This window comes from Pseudomonas chlororaphis subsp. aurantiaca (genome assembly GCF_013466605.1).
Lineage (GTDB): Bacteria > Pseudomonadota > Gammaproteobacteria > Pseudomonadales > Pseudomonadaceae > Aquipseudomonas > Aquipseudomonas chlororaphis_I.
Genome location: NZ_CP059162.1, coordinates 4,884,013 through 4,909,965, shown reverse-complemented (window position 1 = coordinate 4,909,965; position 25,953 = coordinate 4,884,013). Strand labels below are relative to the sequence as shown.

21 protein-coding genes are annotated in these 25,953 nt (G+C 62.5%); 15 read left to right on the top strand and 6 right to left on the bottom strand.

Annotation, left to right across the window (positions count from 1 at the left end):
• Positions 1-12 precede the first annotated feature (12 nt).
• The 3 genes from pap to H0I86_RS22010 all read left to right on the top strand — a co-directional run bounded on the left by pap (position 13) and on the right by H0I86_RS22010 (position 3,995).
• Positions 13-1,533, top strand: a complete 1,521-nt coding sequence (gene pap, locus H0I86_RS22020) for a polyphosphate:AMP phosphotransferase (RefSeq protein WP_180922172.1) — start codon at positions 13-15, stop codon at positions 1,531-1,533.
• A 143-nt stretch (positions 1,534-1,676) separates the two neighbouring features.
• Positions 1,677-2,861: a thiolase family protein gene (locus H0I86_RS22015; protein WP_180922171.1), complete on the top strand. Its 1,185-nt coding sequence runs from the start codon at positions 1,677-1,679 to the stop codon at positions 2,859-2,861.
• 168 nt (positions 2,862-3,029) lie between these two features.
• A complete protein-coding gene (locus tag H0I86_RS22010) occupies positions 3,030-3,995 on the top strand; it encodes a DMT family transporter (protein WP_180922170.1) in 966 nt (321 codons plus the stop codon).
• An 86-nt stretch (positions 3,996-4,081) separates the two neighbouring features.
• Here the strand turns inward: H0I86_RS22010 and H0I86_RS22005 are convergent, their stop codons facing one another.
• On the bottom strand, positions 4,082-5,476 hold the full coding sequence (locus tag H0I86_RS22005) for a class II fumarate hydratase (RefSeq protein WP_096375109.1): 1,395 nt from the start codon (positions 5,474-5,476) through the stop codon (positions 4,082-4,084).
• Between the two features lie 192 nt (positions 5,477-5,668).
• On the opposite strand from H0I86_RS22005, the gene H0I86_RS22000 reads away from it, so the two are divergent.
• The 7 genes from H0I86_RS22000 to H0I86_RS21970 all read left to right on the top strand — a co-directional run bounded on the left by H0I86_RS22000 (position 5,669) and on the right by H0I86_RS21970 (position 13,492).
• Positions 5,669-6,184 carry a DUF2059 domain-containing protein gene (locus H0I86_RS22000; RefSeq protein ID WP_009045024.1) on the top strand — a complete coding sequence of 172 codons (516 nt, stop codon included), beginning with the start codon at positions 5,669-5,671 and terminating at the stop codon, positions 6,182-6,184.
• A 12-nt stretch (positions 6,185-6,196) separates the two neighbouring features.
• On the top strand, positions 6,197-6,496 hold the full coding sequence (locus H0I86_RS21995; protein ID WP_016704374.1) for a BolA family protein: 300 nt from the start codon (positions 6,197-6,199) through the stop codon (positions 6,494-6,496).
• A 101-nt stretch (positions 6,497-6,597) separates the two neighbouring features.
• Positions 6,598-7,539, top strand: a complete 942-nt coding sequence (gene trhO, locus H0I86_RS21990; RefSeq protein ID WP_180922169.1) for an oxygen-dependent tRNA uridine(34) hydroxylase TrhO — start codon at positions 6,598-6,600, stop codon at positions 7,537-7,539.
• Between the two features lie 36 nt (positions 7,540-7,575).
• A complete protein-coding gene (locus H0I86_RS21985; RefSeq protein WP_180925895.1) occupies positions 7,576-8,178 on the top strand; it encodes a DsbA family protein in 603 nt (200 codons plus the stop codon).
• Positions 8,171-9,997, top strand: a complete 1,827-nt coding sequence (locus H0I86_RS21980) for an ABC transporter ATP-binding protein (RefSeq protein ID WP_150085776.1) — start codon at positions 8,171-8,173, stop codon at positions 9,995-9,997. Before H0I86_RS21985 ends, H0I86_RS21980 begins: the two co-directional genes overlap by 8 nt.
• Positions 9,998-10,201: 204 nt before the next feature.
• A complete protein-coding gene (locus tag H0I86_RS21975) occupies positions 10,202-12,661 on the top strand; it encodes an EAL domain-containing protein (RefSeq protein ID WP_180922168.1) in 2,460 nt (819 codons plus the stop codon).
• 78 nt (positions 12,662-12,739) lie between these two features.
• Positions 12,740-13,492, top strand: a complete 753-nt coding sequence (locus H0I86_RS21970) for an iron-containing redox enzyme family protein (protein WP_219733907.1) — start codon at positions 12,740-12,742, stop codon at positions 13,490-13,492.
• A gap of 36 nt (positions 13,493-13,528) precedes the next feature.
• Here H0I86_RS21970 and H0I86_RS21965 read toward each other — a convergent pair whose 3' ends face one another.
• The 5 genes from H0I86_RS21965 to H0I86_RS21945 all read right to left on the bottom strand — a co-directional run bounded on the left by H0I86_RS21965 (position 13,529) and on the right by H0I86_RS21945 (position 18,372).
• A complete protein-coding gene (locus H0I86_RS21965) occupies positions 13,529-14,455 on the bottom strand; it encodes a GGDEF domain-containing protein (protein WP_009050172.1) in 927 nt (308 codons plus the stop codon).
• Between the two features lie 368 nt (positions 14,456-14,823).
• Positions 14,824-15,564, bottom strand: coding sequence for a YciK family oxidoreductase (locus H0I86_RS21960; RefSeq protein ID WP_180922167.1), 741 nt, complete (start codon positions 15,562-15,564; stop codon positions 14,824-14,826).
• A gap of 37 nt (positions 15,565-15,601) precedes the next feature.
• On the bottom strand, positions 15,602-16,273 hold the full coding sequence (mupP, locus tag H0I86_RS21955; RefSeq protein WP_009045015.1) for an N-acetylmuramic acid 6-phosphate phosphatase MupP: 672 nt from the start codon (positions 16,271-16,273) through the stop codon (positions 15,602-15,604).
• 4 nt (positions 16,274-16,277) lie between these two features.
• Positions 16,278-16,976 carry a bifunctional 2-polyprenyl-6-hydroxyphenol methylase/3-demethylubiquinol 3-O-methyltransferase UbiG gene (ubiG, locus tag H0I86_RS21950; protein WP_007932212.1) on the bottom strand — a complete coding sequence of 233 codons (699 nt, stop codon included), beginning with the start codon at positions 16,974-16,976 and terminating at the stop codon, positions 16,278-16,280.
• 64 nt (positions 16,977-17,040) lie between these two features.
• Entirely contained in the window at positions 17,041-18,372 is a 1,332-nt protein-coding gene (locus H0I86_RS21945; protein ID WP_180922166.1) for a TRZ/ATZ family hydrolase, read from the bottom strand.
• 108 nt (positions 18,373-18,480) lie between these two features.
• Between H0I86_RS21945 and mtnA the strand changes: the two genes are divergently transcribed.
• The 5 genes from mtnA (at position 18,481) to hisC (ending at position 25,948) form a co-directional block, all read left to right on the top strand.
• Positions 18,481-19,557 carry an S-methyl-5-thioribose-1-phosphate isomerase gene (mtnA, locus tag H0I86_RS21940; protein WP_180922165.1) on the top strand — a complete coding sequence of 359 codons (1,077 nt, stop codon included), beginning with the start codon at positions 18,481-18,483 and terminating at the stop codon, positions 19,555-19,557.
• A 354-nt stretch (positions 19,558-19,911) separates the two neighbouring features.
• Positions 19,912-22,581 carry a DNA gyrase subunit A gene (gene gyrA, locus H0I86_RS21935; protein ID WP_009050168.1) on the top strand — a complete coding sequence of 890 codons (2,670 nt, stop codon included), beginning with the start codon at positions 19,912-19,914 and terminating at the stop codon, positions 22,579-22,581.
• A gap of 64 nt (positions 22,582-22,645) precedes the next feature.
• On the top strand, positions 22,646-23,731 hold the full coding sequence (serC, locus tag H0I86_RS21930; protein WP_180922164.1) for a 3-phosphoserine/phosphohydroxythreonine transaminase: 1,086 nt from the start codon (positions 22,646-22,648) through the stop codon (positions 23,729-23,731).
• Entirely contained in the window at positions 23,731-24,825 is a 1,095-nt protein-coding gene (gene pheA, locus H0I86_RS21925; RefSeq protein ID WP_009045010.1) for a prephenate dehydratase, read from the top strand. Before serC ends, pheA begins: the two co-directional genes overlap by 1 nt.
• Positions 24,826-24,835: 10 nt before the next feature.
• Positions 24,836-25,948 carry a histidinol-phosphate transaminase gene (gene hisC / locus H0I86_RS21920; protein ID WP_180922163.1) on the top strand — a complete coding sequence of 371 codons (1,113 nt, stop codon included), beginning with the start codon at positions 24,836-24,838 and terminating at the stop codon, positions 25,946-25,948.
• Positions 25,949-25,953 lie beyond the last annotated feature (5 nt).

The window sequence follows — 25,953 nt, the reverse complement described above, 5'->3', positions numbered from 1 at the left end:
AGGGAGTCGCTCATGTTCGAATCAGCCGAAATCGGTCACGCCATCGACAAAAAAACCTTTGACGCCGAAGTCCCGGCCCTGCGCGAAGCCCTGCTGGAAGCCCAGTTCGAGCTGAAGCAGAAAGCCCGTTTTCCGGTGATCGTGCTGATCAACGGCATCGAAGGCGCCGGCAAGGGCGAGACGGTGAAACTGCTCAACGAGTGGATGGACCCCCGCCTGATCGAGGTCCGCACCTTCGACCAGCAGACCGACGAAGAACTGGCGAGGCCACCGGCCTGGCGCTACTGGCGGATGCTCCCGGCCAAGGGCCGCATGGGCGTGTTTTTCGGCAACTGGTACAGCCAGATGCTCCAGGGACGGGTGCATGAGCTGTTCAAGGACGGCCGTTTCGACCAGGCCATCGCCGGTGCCGAGCGTCTGGAGAAAATGCTGTGCGACGAAGGCGCGCTGATCTTCAAGTTCTGGTTCCACCTGTCCAAGAAACAGATGAAGACCCGCCTCAAGTCGCTGCAGGACGACCCGCTGCACAGCTGGCGCATCAGCCCGCTGGACTGGCAGCAGTCGGAGACCTACGACAAGTTCGTCAAATATGGCGAGCGGGTGTTGCGCCGCACCAGCCGCGACTACGCGCCCTGGCATGTGATCGAAGGCGTGGACCCGCATTACCGCAGCCTGGCGGTGGGCAAGATCCTCCTCGAGGGCCTGCAGAGCGCGCTCAACCGGCCCGCGGTCGAAGTCGAGTCCCATGTGGCACCGCTGGCCGAGGCAGTCGACAAGCTGACCCTGCTCGACAGCCTGGACATGAGCCAGCACCTGGACAAGGACGACTACGAGGAACAACTGATTACCGAGCAGGCGCGCCTGGCCGGCCTGCTGCGCGACAAGCGCATGCGCAAGCACGCGTTGGTGGCGGTTTTCGAGGGCAACGATGCCGCCGGCAAGGGCGGGGCGATCCGCCGGGTGGCGGCGGCGCTGGACCCGCGCCAGTACAGCATCGTGCCGATTGCCGCGCCGACCGAGGATGAGCGTGCCCAGCCTTATCTGTGGCGCTTCTGGCGGCATATTCCGGCGCGGGGCAAGTTCACCGTGTTCGACCGTTCCTGGTATGGCCGGGTGCTGGTGGAGCGGGTCGAGGGTTTTTGCAGCCCGGCGGACTGGTTGCGCGCCTATGGCGAGATCAACGACTTCGAGGAGCAGCTCGAGGACGCCGGGGTGATAGTGGTCAAGTTCTGGCTGGCGATCGACAAGCAGACCCAGCTGGAGCGTTTCCAGGCCCGCGAAGAGATCCCGTTCAAGCGTTTCAAGATCACCGAGGACGACTGGCGCAACCGCGACAAATGGGACGCCTACCGCGCCGCCGTCGGCGACATGGTCGATCGCACCAGCACCGAGGTCGCGGCCTGGACCCTGGTGGAGGCCAACGACAAGCGCTGGGCCCGGGTCAAGGTGCTGCGCACCCTCAACCGCGCGCTGGAAGAGGCGTTCGACAAGTCCGAGAAAAAGGACAGGAAAGGCAAGAAGAACAAGAAATAGCCATCGCAGGCGATGAGCGGGTCAAGGCGCGGGCCCGGCGCCGCGATGGTTTTGCATACGCCGGATGAATGATCGTCGCGGTCGGGCAAGGGCTGGATCTATGCTCGACCCACTCACAACCGACAACAATGATGAGGTATGCCATGCGTGAAGTGGTGATCGTCGATAGCGTGCGGACCGGCCTGGCCAAGTCCTTTCGCGGCAAGTTCAACCAGACCCGTCCGGATGACATGGCCGCCCATTGCGTCAATGCGCTGCTGACCCGCAACGGTATCGACCCGGCCAGCATCGAGGACTGCATCGTCGGCGCCGGTTCCAACGAAGGCGCCCAGGGCTACAACATCGGGCGCAATGTCGCGGTGCTGTCCCGCCTGGGCACCGGTACCGCGGGCATGACCCTCAACCGTTTCTGCTCTTCCGGCCTGCAGGCGATCGCCATCGCGGCCAACCAGATCGCTTCCGGTTGCAGCGGCATCATTGTCGCCGGCGGCGTCGAGTCCATCAGCCTGACGATGAAAAGCGTCAACACCGACAACCTGATCAATCCGCTGCTCAAGGAGCAGGTGCCGGGCATCTACTTCCCCATGGGCCAGACCGCCGAGGTGGTGGCCCGGCGTTACAACGTGAGCCGCGAGGAGCAGGACCTGTACGCCCTGCAAAGCCAGCAGCGCACCGCGGCGGCCCAGGCGGCCGGGCTGTTCGACGACGAAATCGTGGCGATGGCGGTGAAGTACCGGGTCGAGGACAAGAACAGCGGCCAGGTGCAGGTCCTCGACGGCGTGGTCGATCGCGACGACTGCAACCGCCCGGATACCACCCTGGAAAACCTGGCCGGCTTGAAACCGGTGTTCGCCGAAGACGGCTCGGTCACCGCGGGCAACTCCTCGCAGCTGTCCGATGGTGCGTCCATGACCCTGGTCATGAGTCTGGAGCGGGCCCTGGCGCTGGGGCTCAAGCCCAAGGCGTTCTTCCGCGGTTTCACCGTGGCCGGCTGCGAGCCGGACGAAATGGGCATCGGCCCGGTGTTCTCGGTACCCAAGCTGCTCAAGGCCAAGGGCCTGCAAGTGGACGACATCGACCTCTGGGAGTTGAACGAGGCTTTCGCGTCGCAATGTTTGTACAGCCGCAACCGGCTGCTGATCGACAACGCCAGGTACAACGTCAACGGTGGCTCGATCTCCATCGGCCACCCGTTCGGCATGACCGGTTCGCGCCAGGTCGGCCACCTGGTGCGCGAACTGCAACGGCGCAACCTGCGCTACGGCATCGTCACCATGTGCGTCGGCGGCGGCATGGGCGCGACCGGGTTGTTCGAAGCAGTGCGCTAAGCCCATCGCGGGCAAGCCTCGCTCCTGCATCTGTAGGAGCGAGGCTTGCCCGCGATGCTTTTTACGACCAGCACAATCCCAATCACGCTCAGCCGGCAATTGTCCCTGTGTTCGTCACAGCCCCGGGCCTAGAATGCGGGCTCCCTCCATCAGGCTTTTGGGGTTCGCATGCACATCTCGTCCGGTCGCTGGGTCTACGGCTTGTTCCTCGCACTGCTTACGGCGCTGTTGTGGGGCATCCTGCCGATCAAGCTCAAGCAGGTGCTGCTGGTGATGGACCCGGTGACCGTGACCTGGTTTCGCCTGTTGGTGTCCGGTGGCTTCCTGCTGATCTACCTGGCGGCGGTCAAGCGTTTGCCGAGCTGGCGGGTGCTCGGGCCGCGTGGCTGCTGGCTGGTATTGATGGCGGTCTGTGGGCTGGTGGGCAACTACGTGCTGTACCTGATGGGGCTGAACCTGCTGAGCCCCGGCACCGCGCAGCTGGTGGTGCAGATGGGGCCGATCCTGCTGCTGATCGCCAGCCTGTTTGTGTTCAAGGAGCGTTTCAGCCTGGGGCAGGGCATTGGCCTGGCGGTGCTGCTGATCGGTTTCGGGCTGTTTTTCAATCAGCGCCTGACCGAGCTGCTGACGTCCCTGAGCAACTACACCGCCGGTGTGCTGACGGTGCTCGCCGCCTCGGCGGTCTGGACCTTCTATGCCCTGGGCCAGAAGCAGTTGCTGACGGTGTGGAATTCCCTGCAGGTGATGATGGTGATCTACCTGTTCTGCGCGCTGTTGCTCACGCCGTGGGCCCATCCCCTCGAGGCGCTGGAGTTGAGCCCGCTGCAAGGCTGGCTGTTGCTGGCCTGCTGCCTGAATACCCTGATCGCCTACGGCGCCTTTGCCGAAGCGCTGGCCCATTGGGAGGCGTCGCGGGTCAGCGCCACGCTGGCGATCACGCCCTTGGTGACTTTCGCCGCGGTGGCTGTGGCGGCCTGGTTGTGGCCCGAATATGTGCATGCCGAACAGATCAACGGCCTGGGCTATGGCGGGGCGGTGCTGGTGGTGCTGGGCTCGGCCTTGACGGCCCTGGGGCCGTCGCTGATAGCCGGGCTCAAGGCGCGGCGAGTGCGCATGGAAGTGCCGGAGAGCTAGGGCGCGTTATGGTTGATCGCGGGCAAGCCTCGCTCCTGTGGAAGCAGGAGCGGGGCTGATTTGCAACTGATCCCAATCGCTGGCGATCAGCCCTGCTTGCCAGCCTCCAGCATGTTTTCCGGCCGCACCCAGGCATCGAATTCTTCGTCCGTCAGATAACCCAGCTCCAGGGCCGCTTCACGCAAGGTGCGGTTCTCGGCATAGGCCTTCTTGGCGATCTCGGCGGATTTGTCGTAGCCGATGTGGGTATTGAGCGCGGTGACCAGCATCAGCCCGCGTTCCAGGTGGTCGGCCATCTGCACCGGGTCGGGCTCCAGCCCGGCGATGCAGTGCTGCTGGAAGTTGCTGCAGCCGTCGGCGAGCAGGCGCACCGATTGCAGCAGGTTGTGGATGATCACCGGCTTGAATACGTTCAACTGCAGGTGGCCCTGGCTGGCGGCGAAGCCGATGGCGACGTCGTTGCCCATCACCTGGCACGCCAGCATCGACAGGGCTTCGCACTGGGTCGGGTTGACCTTGCCCGGCATGATCGAGCTGCCCGGCTCGTTGGCCGGCAGCCTGACCTCGGCCAGCCCGGCCCGTGGCCCGGAGCCCAGCAGGCGCAGGTCGTTGGCGATTTTCATCAGGCACACTGCCAGGGTCTTCAGGGCGCCGGAGAGGGTGGTCAGGGGTTCATGACCGGCGAGGGCGGCGAACTTGTTTGGCGCGGTAACAAACGGCAGCCCGGACAAGGCCGCCAGCTCGGCGGCGATCGCCTCGCCGAAACCGTGGGGCGAGTTCAACCCGGTACCGACGGCGGTACCGCCCTGGGCCAGTTCGCACACCGCCGGCAGGGCCGCACGAATGGCGCGCTCGGCGTAGTCCAGCTGCGCGATGAAGGCCGACAGCTCCTGGCCGAAGGTGATGGGCGTGGCATCCATCATGTGGGTGCGCCCGGTCTTCACCAGCTTCATGTGCCGCGCCGAGAGTTCGGCCAGGCCGCCGGACAGTTCGGCGATCGCTGGCAACAGATGGTGCTGCACCGCCTGGGCCGCGGCGATGTGCATCGCCGTGGGGAAGCAATCGTTGGAGCTTTGCGAGCGGTTCACGTGGTCGTTGGGGTGCACCGGGGCCTTGCCGCCGCGCGGGTTGCCGGCCAGTTCGTTGGCGCGACCGGCGATCACCTCGTTGACGTTCATGTTGCTCTGGGTGCCGCTGCCGGTCTGCCAGACCACCAGTGGGAACTGGTCGTCATGCTGGCCGTCCAGCACCTCGTCGGCGGCCTGTTCGATCAGGCGAGCGATGTCGGCCGGCAGGTCGCCGTTGCGGTCGTTGACCCGGGCCGCGGCCTTCTTGATCAACGCCAGGGCATGCAGGACCGACAGCGGCATGCGCTCGTTGCCGATGGCGAAGTTGATCAGCGAGCGCTGGGTCTGGGCGCCCCAATAGGCGTCGTCCGGGACTTCAACCTGGCCAAGGCTGTCGGTTTCGATTCGACTCATCGTGCTCACTCCTGTAGGTCTGATTGCGCAGTTTAGGCTGTGATCCATCGCCTGGGTTCCATAAAGCGCCTTTTGTGTCATTTGGTCGAGCAAATGCAGGCACCACAAGGCTTGGGGTTGAGCGACAGAGTTTTTTAGGCGCAGAATGGTCGCCCTTGGGGTTATACCTCGCCTGCTAGAAAAGGAAACTCGATGACTCGTCTTCGTGCCATCTGTACCGCGGTTGCTCTGGTTTGCGCCAGCGGCCAGGTGCTTGCCGATACCGCCAGCCACAACGCCAGTGCCGAAGCTTTCCTGACCCTGGCGCACGCTGACAAGCTGGGCACTCCGGTGTACATGCAAGTGCAGCAAATGTTCGCTCAGCGTTTTGAACAGACCAAAGCCCCAGAGTCGAAAAAAGCCGTGCTGGAAACCTACCAGGCCAAGGCCAACGCCGCCCTGGACCAGGCCATCGGCTGGAACAAGCTGAAGCCGGACATGGTAAAGCTCTACACCAGCAACTTCAGTGAATCCGAGCTCAAGGACCTGGTGGCGTTCTACCAGTCGCCGCTGGGCAAGAAAGTCCTGGAAAAAATGCCGCAGTTGACCCAGCAATCGGCCCAGATGACCCAGGCCAAGCTGGAAAGCGCGGTACCGGTAGTCAACAAGCTGCTGGCCGACATGACCGCCGAACTCGAGCCTAAGGCCGCACCGGCGAAGAAGAAGTAAGCGGAGCCAGGAATGACCATGCAACAACGTATCGAATCGGCACTGGGCGCATTGCAGCCTGAGCATTTGCAGGTGCTGGATGAAAGCCATATGCACAGCCGCGGCCTGGAGACCCACTTCAAGGCCGTGCTGGTCAGCGAGCAGTTTGCCGGGCTCAACAGCGTCAAGCGTCACCAGAAGGTCTACGCGACCCTGGGCGAGCTGATGGGCCAGTTCCATGCGTTGGCGCTGCATACCTACACGCCGCAAGAATGGGCGAAGATTGGCGCGGCCCCGGCCTCGCCGACCTGCGCTGGCGGCAGCAAGCATTAACCACAGGTTTTTTGTTAGAATCCGCAACGCGCCGCTCAGCCGGCGCGTTTTTTTTGCATCCGGTTCACCCTTTACGAGGGTAGCCACCTGGAGAGTTACCCATGACACAACAGATTGTCGTGGCGGCACTGTATAAGTTCGTCACCCTCGAAGATTACATTTCCCTGCGCGAACCGCTGCTCAAGGCGATGCTCGACAACGGCATCAAGGGCACCCTGCTGATCGCCGAAGAAGGCATCAACGGCACCGTTTCCGGCAGCCGCGAAGGCATCGACGGGCTGCTGGCCTGGCTCAAGAACGACCCGCGCATGGTCGACATCGATCACAAGGAATCGTACTGCGACGAGCAGCCGTTCTACCGCACCAAGGTCAAGCTCAAGAAAGAGATCGTGACCCTGGGCGTGCCCGGCGTCGACCCGAACAAGAAGGTCGGCACCTATGTCGAGCCGCAGGACTGGAACGCGCTGATCAGCGACCCGCAAGTGCTGCTGATCGATACCCGCAACGACTACGAAGTGTCGATCGGCACCTTCGAAGGCGCCATCGACCCGAAGACCACCAGTTTTCGCGAGTTCCCCGACTACATCAAAGCCAACTTCGACCCGAGCAAGCACAAGAAGGTCGCGATGTTCTGCACCGGCGGCATTCGTTGCGAGAAGGCTTCGAGCTATATGCTCAGCGAAGGTTTCGACGAGGTCTTCCACCTCAAGGGTGGCATCCTCAAGTACCTCGAAGAGGTGCCGCAGCAGGAGAGTAAATGGCAGGGCGACTGCTTCGTCTTCGATAATCGGGTGACCGTGCGTCACGACCTCAGCGAAGGCGACTACGATCAATGCCATGCCTGCCGCACACCGGTAAGCATCGAGGATCGCGCCAGCGAGCACTATGTGCCGGGTATCAGTTGCCCGCATTGCTGGGACACGCTGAGCGAGAAAACCCGCCGCAGCGCCATCGACCGGCAGAAGCAGATTGAACTGGCCAAGGCTCGCAACATGCCGCACCCGATCGGTTACAACTACAAGCAATCTTCTTCCGAGACCTGAGCCATGTCTGCCCGCCTGCTCTATGTGATGGACCCGATGTGTTCGTGGTGCTGGGGCTTCGCTCCGGTGGCCGAGGCCCTGGTCGAGCAGGCGCGGGCAGCGGGCGTCGAGTTGCATCTGGTGGTGGGCGGCCTGCGTACCGGCAGCGGCTCGGCGCTGGAGCCGACCACTCGCCGCTACATCATCGAACACTGGCAGGCGGTCACCGAGGCCACTGGCCAGCCGTTCAAGTTCGAGGGCGCCTTGCCCGACGGTTTTGTCTATGACACCGAGCCCGCGTGCCGCGCCATCGTGACGGCACGCAGCCTGGCACCGGATTGCGCCTGGAAACTTTTGCGGCTGATCCAGCGGGCTTTTTACGTCGAGGGCCGGGATGTCACTCGCGCCAGCATTCTGGTGGAACTGGCTGAAGCAGCAGGCGTGCCGCGCATCGAGTTTGCCGAGGCTTTCGATCGCGCCGAGCAGCATGCCGCCACCGCCGCCGACTTTACCTGGGTCCAGGACCTGGGGATCGCTGGCTTCCCGACCTTGCTCGCCGAACGCAATGGCCAACTGGCCTTGTTGACCAATGGCTACCAGCCCCTGAGTGAGCTGTCTCCACTGCTCGGCCGCTGGCTGGAGCGTGCCGCCTGTGCGTGACCTGGTTGGTGATCCACAAGCGCCGGAACCCGTCGATCGCCTGAGCTGGGCGGAAGTCCGCCGGCTGGCACTGCAGCATAAAAAAGCCTTGTGGATCGCCAATGGCGTGGCCGTCCTGGCGACGCTGTGCAGCGTGCCGATCCCGTTGCTGCTGCCGCTGCTGGTGGACGAAGTGCTGCTGGGGCACGGCGATGCCGCGCTGAAGGTGATGAACCACGCTTTGCCCGCGAGCTGGCAGAGCGCCGCCGGCTACATCGGCCTGATGTTGCTGATCACCCTGATGCTGCGTTGCTCGGCGCTGTTGTTCAACGTGTTGCAGGCCCGGTTGTTTGCCGGGTTGGCCAAGGACATCGTCTATCGCATCCGCGTGCGGCTGATCGAGCGCCTCAAGCGCATTTCCCTGGGCGAGTACGAAAGCCTGGGCAGCGGTACGGTGACGACTCACCTGGTCACCGACCTCGACACCCTGGACAAGTTTGTCGGCGAAACCCTCAGCCGTTTTCTGGTGGCCATGCTCACGCTGGTGGGCACCGCGGGCATCCTGATGTGGATGCACTGGCAACTGGCGCTGCTGATCCTGTTGTTCAACCCCCTGGTGATCTACGCCACGGTGCAGTTGGGCAAGCGGGTCAAACACCTGAAAAAGCTCGAGAACGACAGCACCTCGCGTTTCACCCAGGCCCTGACCGAAACCCTGGATGCGATCCAGGAAGTGCGCGCAGGCAACCGCCAGGGCTTTTTCCTCGGCCGTCTCGGCCGGCGTGCCCAGGATGTGCGGGACTATGCGGTGGCTTCGCAATGGAAGAGCGACGCCTCCAATCGCGCCAGCGGGCTGCTGTTCCAGTTCGGGATCGATATCTTCCGCGCGGCGGCCATGCTCACCGTGCTGTTTTCCGACCTGTCCATCGGCCAGATGCTGGCTGTGTTCAGCTACCTGTGGTTCATGATCGGCCCGGTGGAACAACTGCTGAACCTGCAATACGCCTACTACGCCGCCGGTGGCGCGCTGTCGCGGATCAACGAGCTGCTGTCGCGGGCCGACGAGCCGCAATATGCCGGCGGTGTCGACCCGTTCCAGGGGCGTGAGACCGTGGGGATCGAAGTCAGTGGCCTGAGCTTCGGCTACGGCGACGAGCTGGTGCTGGACCAGATGAACCTGTCGATCGAGCCGGGGGAGAAGGTGGCGATCGTCGGCGCCAGCGGCGGCGGCAAAAGTACCCTGGTGCAGCTGTTGCTGGGGCTCTATACACCGCAGGCGGGCGTGATTCGTTTTGGCGGCAAGACCCAGCAGGAAATCGGCCTGGAAACCCTGCGCGAAAACGTGGCGGTGGTGTTGCAGCATCCGGCACTGTTCAACGACAGCATCCGCGCCAACCTGACCATGGGCCGCGAGCGCAGCGACGAAGCCTGCTGGCGGGCGCTGGAGATTGCCCAGCTGGACTCGACGGTCCGCGCCCTGGCCAACGGCCTGGACAGTGTGGTCGGCCGTTCCGGCGTGCGTCTGTCCGGCGGGCAGCGCCAGCGCCTGGCGATCGCGCGGATGGTCCTGGCCGAACCCAAGGTGGTGATCCTCGATGAAGCCACTTCCGCCCTGGACGCTGCCACCGAGTACAACCTGCACCAGGCGCTGACGCGTTTCCTGCATGGCCGGACCACGCTGATCATTGCCCACCGCCTGTCCGCGGTAAAACAGGCGGATCGGGTTCTGGTGTTCGATGGCGGGCAGATTGCCGAAGATGGCGACCATCAGCAGCTAATTGCCGACGGCGGCCTTTACGCCAAGCTTTACGGGCATTTGCAGCAAGTCCAACGACCTTGAGTTTTATCCGGTTTTCTGTGCTTAGTGCTTGAATTCTCTGGTGGAAATGACCCTCCTGGGGCATGGCCCTGTCGTGTCTCGACTGGCAGCGTGCTCGAACGTCACGGCCTGTGCGTTCGAGGCCGCGGAAATTAGCCTAGTCTGTGCTGTCAGGAGCGTTATTTTCTCGGGTGTTCATCTGGCAGTGCTTATGCAAGGGACCTCATGAAGCAAAAGCGGACTCTCGGAACGCCACGGTTATTGGGCATCGTCTGGCCATTTATTGCGGTGGTGTTGTTTCAAGCGCTGTTGGGTGGCCTCAGCTTATATGTCCTTTCGGCGGTACGTGGTTACGTTGCCGGGGAGAGCCTTTGGTCCAAGGGCCAGAAGGACGCTATCTACTATCTCAATCTCTACGCTGACAGCCGCGACGAATCGATCTTCCTGAAGTACCAGAACGCCATAGCCGTGCCTCAGGGCGGGCATGAGCTACGGGTCGCGCTGGATCAGCAACCGCCCGACCTGAATGCCGCGCGGGCGGGGATTCTCAAGGGCGGCAACCACCCCGACGACAGTGACAGCGTGATCTGGCTGTACCTGAACTTCCGCCATTTCAGTTACCTGGAAAAAGCCATCGACCTGTGGACCGTGGGCGACAGTTATCTGGTGCAGCTCGATAGCGTGGCCCATGAAATGCACCGCAGCATTACCAGCAACCAGGCCTCCGAAGCCGATATCCAGCGTTGGAAGAACCAGATTTTCGCCATCAACGATGGCGTGACGCCCGCTGCCAAGGCCTTTAGCGACGCACTGGGCGAGGGGTCGCGGATGATTCTGCGGCTGTTGCTGATCACCAACCTGGCCACCGCGCTGGGGCTGATTGTCCTGGCGTTGCTACGCACCCATAAGCTGCTGGCCCAGCGCCATGAGTTCGCCAGCGCCCTGCAACTGGAAAAGGAACGGGCGCAGATCACCCTGCAATCCATTGGCGACGGCGTCATCACCACCGACGTGGACGGCGCCATCGCCTACATGAACCCGGCCGCCGAGGAAATGACCCACTGGAAGGCCGAGCAGGCCGTGGGGCTGCCGCTGGCGGCCTTGTTCAATCTGCTCGATGAAAATGCCCAGACCGACGACTTCACCCTGATCGAACACATCCTCAGCGGCCAGCTCAGTGGCGGCAGCGAGCACTCGAAGCTGATCCAGCGCCTGGATGGCAGCACGGTGTCGGTGACCCTGGTCGGCGCGCCTATCCAGAACGCCGGCAAGGTCAGCGGCACGGTGCTGGTGCTGCACGACATGACCCAGGAACGCCAGTACATTGCCAATCTGTCCTGGCAGGCGACCCACGATGCCTTGACCGGCCTGGCGAACCGTCGCGAGTTCGAATACCGCCTGGAGCAGGCGCTGCACAACCTGAGCCGGCAGTCGGGACGGCATGCACTGATGTTCCTCGACCTGGACCAGTTCAAGCTGGTCAACGACACCTGCGGTCATGCGGCAGGGGATGAGTTGCTCCGGCATATCTGCGCCTTGCTCCAGTCAGGCCTGCGCGAGGGCGATACCCTGGCGCGCCTGGGCGGCGACGAATTCGGCATCCTGCTGGAGAACTGCTCGCCGGAAGCGGCGGAAAAGATCGCCGAAGGCCTGCGCCAGACGGTGCAGAACCTGCATTTTGTCTGGAAGGGCCGGCCCTTCGTGACCACGGTCAGCATCGGCCTGGTGCATGTGGCGCAAACCCCGACCACCCTCGAAGCGTCACTGCGGGCCGCGGACATGGCGTGCTACATGGCCAAGGAGAAAGGGCGCAACCGGGTCCAAGTCTATCACGCGGACGACTCGGAGCTGTCCCTGCGGTTCGGTGAAATGGCCTGGGTCCAGCGCCTGCACATGGCCCTGGAGGAGAACCGCTTCTGTCTTTATGCCCAGGAAATAGCCGCCCTGGGTCATGTGGACCGGCTTGGCGGGCATATCGAGATTCTGCTGCGCCTGCACGACGAGGCCGGGCGGATGATCCTGCCCGACAGCTTCATTCCTGCCGCCGAGCGTTACGGCCTGATGACCTCTCTGGACCGTTGGGTGGTGGAAAATGTGTTCAAGATCATCGCCGAATGCATCCGCGAGGAACGCGAAGGGCCGCTGGCGATGTGTGCGATCAATCTGTCGGGCGCGACCATCGGTGACGAGGCTTTCCTGGACTTCCTGCGCGAGCAGTTCATCGTCCATGGCGTGCCACCGGACCTGATTTGTTTTGAAATCACCGAGACCAGCGCCATTTCCAATCTCGGTAGTGCGATTCGATTTATCAACGAGCTCAAGGGCTTGGGCTGCCATTTTTCGTTGGACGACTTTTGCGCGGGAATGTCGTCATTCGCTTATCTCAAACATTTGCCTGTAGACTTCCTCAAGATCGATGGAAGTTTCGTAAAGGATATGCTGGACGACCCGATCAATCGCGCGATGGTCGAGGTGATCAACCATATCGGTCATGTGATGGGCAAACGCACGATTGCCGAGTTTGTCGAAACACCGCAGATTGAGCAGGCATTGTTGGAGATTGGCGTGGATTACGCTCAGGGTTACCTGATCGAGCGCCCGCAACTCTTTACCTGCGACAGCCTGCAGTGCCGGCCTTCACGACCACAGCCTCTGCTATTCAAGGCTCCTGGCACGTTCCGTTGAATCTCTCGCTGATCCGTACCATCACCATCAAAAGGAGCCCCGACAGTGATCGACGCATTCAACAGGACCGGTCCGCTCATGGACGCTGCAAGCTATCCGGCCTGGGCCCAGCAGCTGATCCAGGATTGCAGCGAGAGCAAGCGCCGCGTGGTCGACCACGAACTGTACCAGCGCATGCGCGACAACAAGCTCAGCAACAAGACCATGCGCCAGTACCTGATCGGCGGCTGGCCGGTTGTCGAGCAATTCGCCCTGTACATGGCGCAGAACCTGACCAAGACCCGTTTTGCCCGTCACCCCGGGGAAGACATGGCGCGACGCTGGCTGATGCGCAATATCCGGGTCGAGCTCAATCATGCCGATTACTGGGTGAACTGGAGCCGCGCCCACGGTGTGAGCCTGGAGGATCTGCAGGCGCAACAGGTCCCTCCGGAGCTGCATGCCTTGAGTCATTGGTGCTGGCACACCAGCTCCGCCGACTCGCTGATCGTGGCAATCGCTGCGACCAACTACGCAATCGAGGGTGCAACGGGCGAGTGGTCGGCGCTGGTCTGCTCCACTGGCGTGTATGCGGCGGCCTTTCCCGAAGAAGAGCGCAAGCGGGCGATGAAGTGGCTGAAAATGCATGCCCAGTACGACGATGCGCATCCTTGGGAGGCGCTGGAAATCATCTGCACCCTGGCCGGCATGAAGCCGAGCAAAGCCTTGCAGAGCGAACTACGCCAGGCGATCTGCAAGAGTTATGACTACATGTACCTGTTCCTGGAGCGTTGCCTGCAACAGGAAAAGACCCCGGCGGCCCGTGAGCGGATGGCGCTGGTCGAAGGTTGAGTGGCTGCCTCCGATGGAGGCGGCCCAGCCGTTCTCTCAGCCGGCCATCGCCAGGCGATTGCGGCCTTCGCGCTTGGCCACGTACAGCGCGCTGTCCGCACGGCGCAGCAGGCTCTCGGCTGATTCCCCCGGCAGGAGGGTCGAGCAACCCAGGCTGACCGTCAGCTCGATCAACTTGCCATCCGCCCAGTAATCCTTGGCCTGGGCCGCCTGGCGCAGCCGTTCTCCCACCATGGCGGCGGCATCGCGTCCGGTGTTGGATAGCAGGATCAGGAACTCTTCGCCGCCAAAACGAAACACCATGTCGACGTTGCGCAACTGCGCCTTGATGGCCGCGGCAACGGCCTTGAGCACTTCATCGCCAGCGCTGTGGCCGTGGCTGTCGTTGATTCTCTTGAAGTGATCGATATCCAGCATCAGCAGCGACAGTGGATGCAGGTGGCGGCGGGCCATTTCAATTTCCCGTTGCAGCGTCTGGTCCATGGCGATCCGGTTGCCGGTGTCGGTCAAGGGATCGCGCAGGGCGCTACGGGTGGCGGCCCGATAGAGCAGGGCATTGCGCATCGGGTAAAGCAGGGTGGACAGCAGGGATTCCAGGTGGCTCTGTTCCTGGTCGCTGAAGCGCTGATTGCGCCGAAACACCAGCTCGCCCATGGTTTCGCCTTCATGGCTCAGGCTGTAGCTGATGGAGTGGTGGCCGCGCTGGCCGAATTCCAGGCGCAGGTCGCTGGGCTTGTGCTGGTAAACCAGGGCGTCCAGGGGCACAAGGCGTTGGGTTTCGCGGAAGAACAGGCCGAGAATGCGTTGCGGTTCCAGGCTGGTCTGCAATTGCAGGCTCAGTTGCTGGCGCAGCTGGGCGAGGCTGACCGGGCGTTGCAGGAGTGGTGACTGCTGGCCAAAGCCCAGGCGTTGCAATTTGGCACTATCGAAGTCAATTGCGTTGGTCTGGGTCGGTGTTTTCATATGGCGTGAGCCCCTGAGCACGTAATGCAATCTTTACTGGCTGGGTGAGAGCGGCTCATGGCTGCACGTCATACTGTTCCATCAGTCCCGCAGGACAAAGTGCCCACAGTCTAATCCGCTTTAGAGCCCGTTATAAGCCCCGACCCGATCGCCGCCGAGTTTCGCTAATACACTGCCTATCTGAGGGAGATGAGAGCGAAAGGCGTGCCATTTGCTTCATTTGAGAAAAATGCTTTTGAATTCAGCGGGTTGGCTGACAGTACCGAGGTTTGGCGTGGCCAAGGGTGGCATTTGTCTGGCGATGGCTCGGCAAAGGCCGGCGAAGAAAGGAGCGCCGCGACGGTATTCCGCCGCGGGCAAAGGCAGGGTTACTGGGCGTCGAATGCCTGCCCGTTGATCCCGGTACTGTCCGGACCCATGAGGTACAGGTAGACCGGCATGATCTCCTCGGGGGCCGGGTTGTTGCTCGGGTTTTCCCCCGGGTAGGCCTGGGCGCGCATGCTGGTGCGGGTGGCGCCCGGATTGACGCTGTTGGCGCGCACCGGCGCGACGCCGTCGACTTCATCGGCCAGGGTTTGCATCAGGCCTTCGGTGGCGAACTTCGAAACGCCGTAGGCGCCCCAGTAGGCACGGCCCTTGCGGCCAACGCTGCTGGAGGTGAACACCACCGAGGCGTCCTGGGACAGCTTGAGCAGCGGTAGCAGGGTGCTGGTCAGCATGAACATGGCGTTGACGTTGACTTGCATCACGCGCATGAAGTTCTCGCCCGACAGTTGTTCCAGCGGTGTGCGCGGGCCAATGATCGAGGCGTTGTGCAGCAGGCCGTCGAGGTGGCCGAACTCGGCTTCGACCATGGCGGCCAGTTCGTCGTACTGGTGCGGCAGGGCGGTTTCCAGGTTGAACGGAATCACCACCGGCTGAGGATGGCCGGCGGCTTCGATCTCGTCGTAGATCTGGGTCAGGTTGGCTTCGGTCTTGCCCAGCAGCAGCACGGTGGCGCCGTGGGCGGCGAAGGTCTTGGCGGCTGCGGCACCGATGCCGCGGCCGGCGCCGGTGACCAGAATGACCCGATCCTTGAGCAGTTCGGGGCGGGCGGAATAATCAAACATAAAAACCTCGGGAAATCAGAAGCGAAAGCCTGGGCGGTCAGCAGCTGCACAGCGCCTGATCCAGGACCTGGCGCAGTTCCAGTGGGTGATCGACCACCACGTCGGCGCCCCAATGCTTGGGATTGTCGTCCGGATGGATGTAGCCGTAGGTCACGGCGGCGGTCCTGGTGCCTGCATCGCGGCCCGATTCGATGTCGCGCAGGTCGTCGCCGACGAACAGTACGCTGGCCGGGTCGAGGTCGAGCATCTTGCATGCCAGGATCAACGGCTCCGGGTCAGGTTTGCTGTTCTTCACGTGATCCGGGCAGATCAGCAGGGCGGAACGTTCCGCCAGGCCCAGCTGCTGCATGATCGGCTCGGCAAAGCGCACCGGCTTGTTGGTGACCACGCCCCAGATCAGATTGGCCTTTTCGATATCGGCCAGCAGCTCGGCCATGCCGTCGAACAGCTTGCTGTGCACCGCGCAATGCTTGAGGTAGCGTTCGAGGAACTCCAGGCGCAGCTCCTCGAAGCCCGGGGACTCCGGGTCCATCGAGAAGGTCACGGCCACCATCGCCCGCGCGCCGCCGGAGATTTCGTCACGGATATGCTTGTCCGCGATCGGCGCCAGGCCGCGGTCGGCGCGCATGGCCTGGCAGATGGCAATGAAGTCCGGCGCGGTGTCGAGCAGGGTGCCGTCCATGTCGAAAAGAACTGCTCTGATACGCATGGGCTTATTCCTCTCGCAGGGTCTGGATCATGTAGTTGACGTCGACGTCGGCGGCCAGCTTGTAGTGCTTGGTCAGCGGGTTGTAGGTCAGGCCGATGATGTCCTTGACGGTCAGGCCGGCGTCGCGGCTCCAGGCGCCCAGTTCGGAAGGACGGATGAATTTCTTGAAGTCATGGGTGCCGCGTGGCAGCAGCTTCATGATGTATTCGGCGCCGATGATGGCGAACAGGTAAGCCTTCGGGTTGCGGTTGATGGTGGAGAAGAACACCTGGCCGCCGGGCTTGACCATGCGGAAGCAGGCGCGGATCACCGAGGACGGATCCGGTACGTGCTCGAGCATCTCCAGGCAGGTGACGACGTCGAACTGCTCGGGCATTTCCTCGGCCAGGGCTTCGGCGGTGATCTGCCGGTATTCGACGTTCACCCCGGACTCCAGTTGATGCAGCTGTGCCACCGCCAGCGGGGCCTCGCCCATGTCGATGCCGGTTACCGTGGCGCCGCGCTGGGCCATGGCTTCGCTGAGGATGCCGCCGCCGCAACCGACGTCGAGGACTTTCTTGCCGGCCAGGTTGACGCGCTCGTCAATCCAGTTGACCCGCAGCGGGTTGATATCGTGCAGCGGTTTGAATTCGCTTTCGCGGTCCCACCAGCGATGGGCGAGGGCTTCGAATTTGGCGATTTCGGCGTGGTCGACGTTGCTCATGGGTAATCCTCTGAATCTGGAAAATGCTTGCTATCGGTCTCGAGCCGCGGCTCGAGGGTTCCTGCTATTCGGTATGGCCGCTGATGCGCCGGCCCCAGGCTGTCGCCGTGGCGTGCAGCTGTTGTTCGTCCAGGCGCGTCAGGCGCCGGTCGTCGAGCAATTGCTTGCCGGCGACCCAAAGGTGTTTCACGCAATCGCGGCCGGTGGCATATATAAGCTGCGAAACCGGGTCGTAGATCGGTTGCTGCGCCAGGCCGGACAGGTCGAAGGCCACCAGGTCCGCGGCCTTGCCGAGTTCCAGCGAGCCGATTTCACTCTCCAGGCCCAGGGCCCGCGCGCCGTTGAGCGTGGCCATGCGCAGTGCCTGGTGGGCATTCAGGGCGGTGGCCGAGCCCGCCACGGCCTTGGCCAGCAGCGCGGCGGTGCGGGTTTCGCCGAGCAGGTCCAGGTCGTTGTTGCTGGCGGCCCCGTCGGTGCCTACTGCAACATTGACGCCAGCCTGCCACAGCCGTTCCACCGGGCAGAAGCCGCTGGCCAGTTTCAGGTTCGACTCCGGGCAATGAATGACATTGCTGTTGGTTTCTACCAGCAAAGCCAGGTCGTCATCGCTGATTTGGGTCATGTGTACGGCCTGGAAGCGCGGCCCGAGCAGTCCCAGCCGGGCCAGGCGGGCCAGGGGCCGTTCGCCATGCCGGGCGATGGCCTGTTCCACCTCGAAGGCGGTTTCATGGACATGCATATGAATGGATGCATCGAGTTCTTCGGCAATGATCCGGATCTTCTCCAGGTTTTCGTCGCCGACCGTATAGGGCGCGTGGGGGCCGAAGGTGATCTTGATGCGCGGATGATGCTTGAGGTCGCTGAACAGCTCGACGCCCTGGCGGATGGCCTCGTCGGTGCTGTGGGCGCCCGGAATCGGAAAGTCGAGGATCGGAATGGCGATCTGCGCCCGAATGCCGCTGTTGTGCACGCGTTCGCTGGCAACCTTCGGGAAGAAGTACATGTCGGAAAAACAGCTGATGCCGCCTTTGAGCTGTTCGGCGATGGCCAGGTCGGTACCGTCGCGGACGAAGGCTTCATCGACCCATTTGGCCTCGGCGGGCCAGATGTGGTTTTCCAGCCAGGTCATCAGCGGCAGGTCGTCGGCCAGGCCGCGGAACAGGGTCATCGCCGCGTGGCCGTGGGCATTGATCAGGCCGGGGCTGAGCAGCATGCCAGGCAGCTCGCGGACCTCGGTAGCCTGCAGCTTCAAGGCGTCGGCACGCGGGCCGATGAACACGATGCGGCCGTCGCGGATGCCCAGGCCGTGCTCCTTGAGCACTACGCCGGCCGGTTCAACAGGCACCAGCCAGGTCGGCAACAGGAGTAGGTCGAGCGCAACGACAGGGTTCGGCATCGAAGATCGGTTCCAGGGCGTTTGTGGAGGATGGCGAAGTATACCCGAGCGTCTTCGCCGGGGGATCGCTATAATCGGCGGCTTTTGTTCATGAGTGCGGGGTGAAGGATGCGCGACCGACTGTTGGCTGCGGAGAAGGTGAAGGCCATCGATTGGCGGGATGACGCCCTGTATCTGCTCGATCAGCGTATTTTGCCCTTCGAAGAAAGCTGGATCGCCTACACCAGTGCGGCCGGCGTCGCACAGGCCATTCGCGAAATGGTAGTGCGTGGCGCGCCGGCGATCGGCATCAGCGCCGCCTATGGCGTGGTCCTGGCGGCGCGTGCGCGCTTTGCCGCCGGTGGCGACTGGCAGGCGGCGATGGAAGAAGACTTCACGCTGCTCGCCGACTCGCGCCCGACCGCGGTCAACCTGTTCTGGGCGCTGAACCGCATGCATGAGCGCCTGGAGCGCCTCAAGGACCACGCCGACCCGTTGGCGGTGCTGGAAGCGGAAGCCCTGGCCATTCATGAAAGCGACCGCGAAGCCAACCTGACCATGGCCCAGCTGGGTGTCGATCTGATTCGCCGGCATCAGGGCAATGCCCAGGCCATCCTGACCCATTGCAACACCGGCGCCCTGGCGACCGGAGGCTTCGGCACGGCCCTGGGGGTGATTCGCGGGGCCTTTATCGAGGGTATGGTCGAGCGAGTGTATGCCAATGAGACCCGTCCCTGGTTGCAAGGCTCGCGGCTGACCGCCTGGGAGCTGGCCAACGAAGGCATCCCTGTGACCTTGAATGCCGACTCCGCCGCTGCGCACATCATGAAAACCAAGGGCGTGACCTGGGTGATCGTCGGCGCCGACCGCATTACCGCCAACGGCGACGTGGCGAACAAGATCGGCACCTATCAACTGGCGGTCAATGCGATGCACCACGGGGTGCGTTTCATGGTGGTCGCGCCGAGTTCGACCATCGACATGGCCCTGGCCAGCGGCGACGACATTCCGATCGAGGAGCGTGATGGCAAGGAGCTGCTTGAGATCGGCGGCAAGCGGGTAGGGGCGGATGTGGAGGCCTACAACCCGGTATTCGACGTCACCCCGGCGGACCTGATCGACGCCATCGTCACCGAGAAAGGCATAGTCGAGCGTCCCGACACCGCAAAAATGACCCAATTGATGTGCCGCAAGCGCCTGCACTGAGGTCATTTTGCAAAAAGTTTCGCTGGCGGCTGTCGAGGGGCGGTCGTCAGTCCGGAAAATGTCCGCGTTTATGCGCGAAATCCGCCTCTGAGCTTCTCTCGTCTCTTATCAGCCTGTCACCGGTCAACTAACTATGCTCCATGCGCATCAGGGGGATAGGTGCGTGGCGGCGATTGTGATAAAATCCGGCGGTTTCCAAGGTGGTCCGAAGTGACCGCCTTCACTGCGCAAATCCATGGCATAACTTGTTGATTTGTCGTAAGTCGGTGCATGGCACTAGGCCTGCAGCGGCGAGCTTCGTTCGTCCCATATGGATGTGACGAAGTTTCACCAGAAAAAGGAATCAGGCTTCTCATGGGCGAACTGGCCAAAGAAATCCTCCCGGTCAATATCGAAGACGAGCTGAAACAGTCCTATCTCGACTACGCGATGAGCGTAATCGTCGGGCGGGCACTGCCTGATGCGCGCGATGGCTTGAAGCCTGTGCACCGGCGTGTGCTGTACGCGATGAGCGAGCTCGGTAACGACTGGAACAAGCCGTACAAGAAATCTGCCCGTGTTGTCGGTGACGTGATCGGTAAGTATCACCCGCACGGTGATACCGCGGTGTACGACACCATCGTTCGTATGGCCCAGCCATTCTCCCTGCGCTACCTGCTGGTAGACGGCCAGGGTAACTTCGGTTCGGTCGACGGCGACAACGCGGCGGCCATGCGATACACCGAAGTGCGCATGACCAAGCTGGCGCACGAGCTGCTGGCCGACCTGCACAAGGAAACCGTGGACTGGGTGCCGAACTACGACGGCACCGAACTGATCCCCGCGGTCATGCCGACCAAGATCCCCAACCTGCTGGTCAACGGCTCCAGCGGTATCGCCGTGGGCATGGCGACCAACATTCCACCGCACAACCTCGGCGAAGTCATCGACGGTTGCCTGGCGCTGATCGACAACCCGGAACTGACCGTCGATGAGCTGATGCAGCACATCCCGGGCCCGGACTTCCCGACCGCGGCGATCATCAACGGTCGCGAAGGCATCATCGAAGCCTACCGTACCGGTCGCGGACGCATTTACATGCGTGCCCGCTCGATCATTGAGGACATCGACAAGGTCGGTGGCCGCCAGCAGATCGTCATCACCGAGCTGCCTTACCAGTTGAACAAGGCGCGCCTGATCGAGAAGATCGCCGAGCTGGTCAAGGAGAAGAAGCTCGAAGGCATCACAGAGCTGCGCGACGAGTCCGACAAGGACGGTATGCGCGTAGTGATCGAGCTGCGTCGTGGCGAAGTGCCGGAGGTGATCCTCAACAACCTCTACGCCCAGACCCAGCTGCAGAGCGTGTTCGGTATCAACATCGTTGCGCTGATCGACGGTCGTCCGCGGATCCTCAACCTGAAGGACTTGCTGGAAGCCTTCGTGCGTCACCGCCGTGAAGTGGTGACCCGCCGCACCGTATTCGAACTGCGCAAGGCTCGTGAGCGTGGCCATATTCTCGAAGGCCAGGCCGTTGCCCTGTCGAACATCGACCCGGTCATCGCCCTGATCAAGGCCTCGCCGACCCCGTCGGAAGCCAAGGAGGCGCTGGTCAGCACACCTTGGGAGTCCAGTGCGGTGATGACCATGGTCGAGCGTGCCGGCGCGGACTCCTGCCGTCCGGAGAACCTCGATCCGCAATACGGTCTGCGCGACGGCAAGTACTTCCTGTCGCCAGAGCAGGCACAGGCCATCCTGGAGTTGCGCCTGCACCGCCTGACCGGCCTCGAGCATGAAAAGCTGCTGGCCGAGTACCAGGAGATCCTCAACCAGATCGGCGAGCTGATCCGCATCCTCAACAGCGCCACGCGCCTGATGGAAGTGATCCGCGAAGAGCTGGAAGTGATTCGCGCCGAATACGGCGACGTGCGCCGCACCGAGATCCTCGATGCCCGTCTCGACCTGACCCTGGGCGACATGATTCCGGAAGAAGAGCGCGTCGTGACCATTTCCCACGGCGGCTATGCCAAGACCCAGCCGCTGGCTGCGTACCAGGCCCAGCGTCGTGGCGGTAAAGGCAAGTCGGCGACCGGCGTCAAGGATGAGGACTACATCGCTCACCTGCTGGTGGCCAACAGTCACACCACGTTGCTGCTGTTCTCCAGCAAGGGCAAGGTCTACTGGCTGAAAACCTACGAAATCCCCGAGGCTTCCCGTGCCGCCCGCGGCCGTCCGCTGGTCAACCTGCTGCCGCTGGACGATGGTGAATACATCACCACCATGCTGCCGGTCGAGGAGTACACCGAAGGTCACTACATCTTCATGGCGACCGCCAACGGCACCGTGAAGAAGACCCCGCTGGAATCCTTCAGCCGTCAGCGCAGCGTCGGTTTGATCGCGCTGGAACTGGACGAGGGCGATGTGCTGATTTCCGCCGCGATCACCGATGGCGAGCGCGAAGTCATGCTGTTCTCCGATGGTGGCAAGGTGACTCGCTTCAAGGAGTCCGACGTTCGTGCCATGGGTCGTACCGCCCGCGGTGTGCGCGGCATGCGTCTGCCGGAAGGGCAGAAGCTGATCTCCATGCTGATCCCGGAAGAAGGCAGCCAGATCCTCACCGCTTCGGCGCGTGGTTATGGCAAGCGTACGGCGATCACCGAGTTCCCTGAGTACAAGCGTGGCGGTCAGGGCGTTATCGCCATGGTCAGCAACGAGCGTAACGGCCGCCTGGTCGGCGCGGTTCAGGTGCTCGACGGCGAGGAAATCATGCTGATTTCCGACCAGGGCACCCTGGTGCGCACCCGGGTCGACGAAGTGTCCAGCCTGGGCCGTAACACCCAGGGCGTGACCTTGATCAAGCTGGCCAACGACGAAACGCTGGTAGGCCTGGAGCGGGTTCAGGAGCCGTCCGAAGTCGAAGGCGACGAATTGGAAGACGAAGATGGCGAGGTGCTCGAGGGCGCCGTGCTGGATGCGGCGACCGACTCGGATGATGCCGTCGAAGGCCAACAGGCTGACGCCGCAGGCGAAGAAGAGTCGCAAGACTAAATAAATCGTAGCAGGGCAGAGTGTTTGCTCTGTCCGCTACCGTGAATGCATAGCGAGAGTGGATGTGAGCAAACGAGCCTATAACTTCTGCGCAGGTCCCGCTGCGCTACCTGAAGCTGTCCTGTTGCGTGCCCAGGCCGAATTGCTGGATTGGCATGGCAAGGGCCTGTCGGTCATGGAGATGAGCCATCGCAGCGATGAGTTCGTCTCCATCGCCACCAAGGCCGAGCAGGATCTGCGTGATCTGCTGAATATCCCCTCGAACTATAAAGTGCTGTTTCTGCAAGGCGGCGCGAGCCAGCAATTTGCTCAGACTCCACTGAACCTGCTGCCGGAAAATGGCACTGCCGACTATATCGACACCGGTATCTGGTCGCAGAAGGCCATTGAAGAAGCCTCGCGCTACGGCCATGTCAATGTGGCTGCCACCGCCAAGCCTTACGATTACTTCGCTATCCCTGGCCAGAACGAATGGCAGCTGTCGAAAGACGCGGCCTACGTGCACTACGCACCGAACGAAACCATCGGCGGCCTGGAATTCCAGTGGATCCCGGAAACCGGCGACGTTCCGCTGGTGGCCGACATGTCTTCCGACATCCTCTCGCGCCCTGTGGATATCTCCCGTTTCGGCATGATCTACGCCGGTGCGCAGAAAAACATCGGCCCGAGCGGCATCCTGGTCAATATCGTTCGCGAGGACCTGCTGGGTCGTGCGCGTTCGCTGTGCCCGACCATGCTCGACTACAAGGTCGCGGCAGACAACGGTTCGATGTACAACACTCCGCCGACCCTGGCCTGGTACCTGTCCGGCCTGGTGTTCGAGTGGCTCAAGGAGCAGGGTGGGGTGGAAGCCATCGCCAAGCTCAATGACGTCAAGCAGCGCACCCTGTACGACTTCATCGACGCCAGCGGCCTGTACAGCAACCCGATCAACAAGTCGGACCGCTCGTGGATGAACGTACCGTTCCGCCTGGCCGATGACCGTCTGGACAAGCCGTTCCTGGCCGGTGCCGACGCGCGTGGCCTGTTGAACCTCAAGGGTCACCGTTCGGTAGGCGGCATGCGCGCCTCCATCTACAACGCCGTCGACATCAATGCGGTCAACGCGCTGGTGGCGTACATGGCAGAGTTCGAGAAGGAACACGGCTAATGTCTGAGCAAGAACTCAAGGCACTGCGCCTGCGCATTGACGCTCTGGACGAGAAAGTCCTGGAGTTGATCAGTGAGCGCGCGCGCTGCGCCCAGGAAGTCGCGCGAGTAAAGATGGCCTCGCTGGCCGAAGGCGAAGTGCCGGTGTTCTATCGTCCTGAGCGTGAAGCTCAGGTGCTCAAGCGGGTGATGGAGCGCAACCAGGGGCCGTTGGGCAACGAAGAGATGGCGCGGCTGTTCCGTGAAATCATGTCGTCCTGCCTGGCGCTCGAGCAGCCACTGAAAGTGGCCTACCTCGGTCCGGAAGGCACCTTCACCCAGGCCGCGGCCATGAAGCACTTCGGTCACGCGGTGATCAGCAAGCCGATGGCGGCGATCGACGAAGTGTTCCGTGAAGTGGCGGCGGGTGCGGTGAACTTTGGCGTGGTGCCTGTGGAAAACTCCACCGAGGGTGCGGTCAACCACACCCTCGACAGCTTCCTGGAGCACGACATGGTGATCTGTGGCGAAGTCGAGCTGCGTATCCACCATCATCTGCTGGTCGGTGAAAACACCAAGACCGACAGCATCAGCCGTATCTACTCCCATGCCCAGTCCCTGGCGCAGTGCCGCAAGTGGCTGGATGCGCATTATCCGAATGTCGAGCGGGTTGCGGTTTCCAGCAACGCCGAAGCGGCCAAGCGGGTCAAGGGCGAGTGGAACTCGGCGGCCATCGCCGGCGACATGGCGGCGAGCCTGTATGGCTTGACCCGTCTGGCCGAGAAAATCGAGGATCGCCCGGACAACTCCACGCGCTTCCTGATGATCGGCAACCAGGAAGTGCCGCCGACCGGCGACGACAAGACCTCGATCATCGTTTCCATGAGCAACAAGCCTGGCGCCCTGCATGAGCTGCTGGTGCCTTTCCATGACAACGGCATCGATCTGACGCGTATCGAAACCCGGCCTTCGCGCAGCGGCAAGTGGACCTATGTGTTCTTCATCGACTTCGTCGGCCACCACCGCGATCCATTGATCAAGGGTGTGCTGGAAAAGATCAGTCAGGAAGCAGTGGCACTCAAGGTGCTGGGTTCCTACCCGAAAGCGGTTCTCTGAGGCTTTAACAATGAGTGGCGACTTCCTCGCTCTGGCACAGCCGGGCGTGCAACAACTTTCGCCTTACGTTCCGGGCAAGCCCGTGGACGAACTGGCACGCGAGCTGGATATCGATCCGGCGAAAATCGTCAAGCTGGCGAGCAACGAAAACCCGCTGGGCGCCAGCCCCAAGGCGCTGGCGGCGATTCGCGAAGAGCTGGCCGAGCTGACCCGCTATCCGGATGGCAATGGCTTTGCGCTCAAGACTCTGCTGGCCGAGCGCTGTGGCGTCGAGCTGGCGCAGGTCACCCTGGGCAATGGCTCCAACGACATCCTGGAACTGGTCGCCCGTGCCTACCTGGCGCCTGGCCTGAATGCGGTGTTCAGCGAACACGCCTTTGCGGTCTATCCGATCGTTACCCAGGCCGTGGGTGCCGAAGCTCGCGTGATTCCGGCCAAGGACTGGGGGCATGACCTGCCGGCCATGCTGCTGGCCATCGATGCCGATACCCGGGTGGTCTTTATCGCCAACCCGAACAATCCGACCGGTACCTGGTTCAGCGCCGAGGCGCTGGACGAGTTCCTCCAGGACGTACCGGCGCATGTGCTGGTGGTGCTGGACGAGGCGTACATCGAATATGCCGAAGGCAGCGATCTGCCGGATGGCCTGGATTTCCTGGCGGCCTATCCGAACCTGCTGGTTTCGCGAACCTTTTCCAAGGCCTACGGCCTGGCCGCGTTGCGGGTGGGTTATGGCTTGTCGACTCCGACAGTGGCTGATGTGCTCAATCGCGTTCGCCAGCCATTCAACGTCAACAGTCTGGCCCTGGCGGCGGCGTGTGCGGCGCTGGAGGATACCGATTACCTGGCCGAGACCCGTCGCCTGAACGAGGCGGGCATGCAGCAACTGGAGGCCGGTTTCCGGGAACTGGGCCTGAGCTGGATCGCTTCCAGGGGCAACTTCATCGCTGTGGATGTCGGTCGGGTTGCCGCGCCGGTGTTCCAGGGCTTGTTGCGTGAAGGGGTGATCGTGCGTCCGGTGGCCAACTACGGCATGCCGAATCACCTGCGCGTGACCATTGGCTTGCCGGCTGAAAACACGCGTTTCCTCGAGGCTTTGGCCAAGGTTCTGGCTCGTGGTTGATGTCA

Coding starts and splice junctions, on each gene's coding strand:
- pap (WP_180922172.1), top strand. CDS start 13: ATGTTCGAATCAGCCGAAATCGGTCACGCCATCGACAAAAAAACCTTT.
- H0I86_RS22015 (WP_180922171.1), top strand. CDS start 1,677: ATGCGTGAAGTGGTGATCGTCGATAGCGTGCGGACCGGCCTGGCCAAG.
- H0I86_RS22010 (WP_180922170.1), top strand. CDS start 3,030: ATGCACATCTCGTCCGGTCGCTGGGTCTACGGCTTGTTCCTCGCACTG.
- H0I86_RS22005 (WP_096375109.1), bottom strand. CDS start 5,476: ATGAGTCGAATCGAAACCGACAGCCTTGGCCAGGTTGAAGTCCCGGAC.
- H0I86_RS22000 (WP_009045024.1), top strand. CDS start 5,669: ATGACTCGTCTTCGTGCCATCTGTACCGCGGTTGCTCTGGTTTGCGCC.
- H0I86_RS21995 (WP_016704374.1), top strand. CDS start 6,197: ATGACCATGCAACAACGTATCGAATCGGCACTGGGCGCATTGCAGCCT.
- trhO (WP_180922169.1), top strand. CDS start 6,598: ATGACACAACAGATTGTCGTGGCGGCACTGTATAAGTTCGTCACCCTC.
- H0I86_RS21985 (WP_180925895.1), top strand. CDS start 7,576: ATGTGTTCGTGGTGCTGGGGCTTCGCTCCGGTGGCCGAGGCCCTGGTC.
- H0I86_RS21975 (WP_180922168.1), top strand. CDS start 10,202: ATGAAGCAAAAGCGGACTCTCGGAACGCCACGGTTATTGGGCATCGTC.
- H0I86_RS21970 (WP_219733907.1), top strand. CDS start 12,740: ATGGACGCTGCAAGCTATCCGGCCTGGGCCCAGCAGCTGATCCAGGAT.
- H0I86_RS21965 (WP_009050172.1), bottom strand. CDS start 14,455: ATGAAAACACCGACCCAGACCAACGCAATTGACTTCGATAGTGCCAAA.
- H0I86_RS21960 (WP_180922167.1), bottom strand. CDS start 15,564: ATGTTTGATTATTCCGCCCGCCCCGAACTGCTCAAGGATCGGGTCATT.
- mupP (WP_009045015.1), bottom strand. CDS start 16,273: ATGCGTATCAGAGCAGTTCTTTTCGACATGGACGGCACCCTGCTCGAC.
- ubiG (WP_007932212.1), bottom strand. CDS start 16,976: ATGAGCAACGTCGACCACGCCGAAATCGCCAAATTCGAAGCCCTCGCC.
- H0I86_RS21945 (WP_180922166.1), bottom strand. CDS start 18,372: ATGCCGAACCCTGTCGTTGCGCTCGACCTACTCCTGTTGCCGACCTGG.
- mtnA (WP_180922165.1), top strand. CDS start 18,481: ATGCGCGACCGACTGTTGGCTGCGGAGAAGGTGAAGGCCATCGATTGG.
- gyrA (WP_009050168.1), top strand. CDS start 19,912: ATGGGCGAACTGGCCAAAGAAATCCTCCCGGTCAATATCGAAGACGAG.
- pheA (WP_009045010.1), top strand. CDS start 23,731: ATGTCTGAGCAAGAACTCAAGGCACTGCGCCTGCGCATTGACGCTCTG.
- hisC (WP_180922163.1), top strand. CDS start 24,836: ATGAGTGGCGACTTCCTCGCTCTGGCACAGCCGGGCGTGCAACAACTT.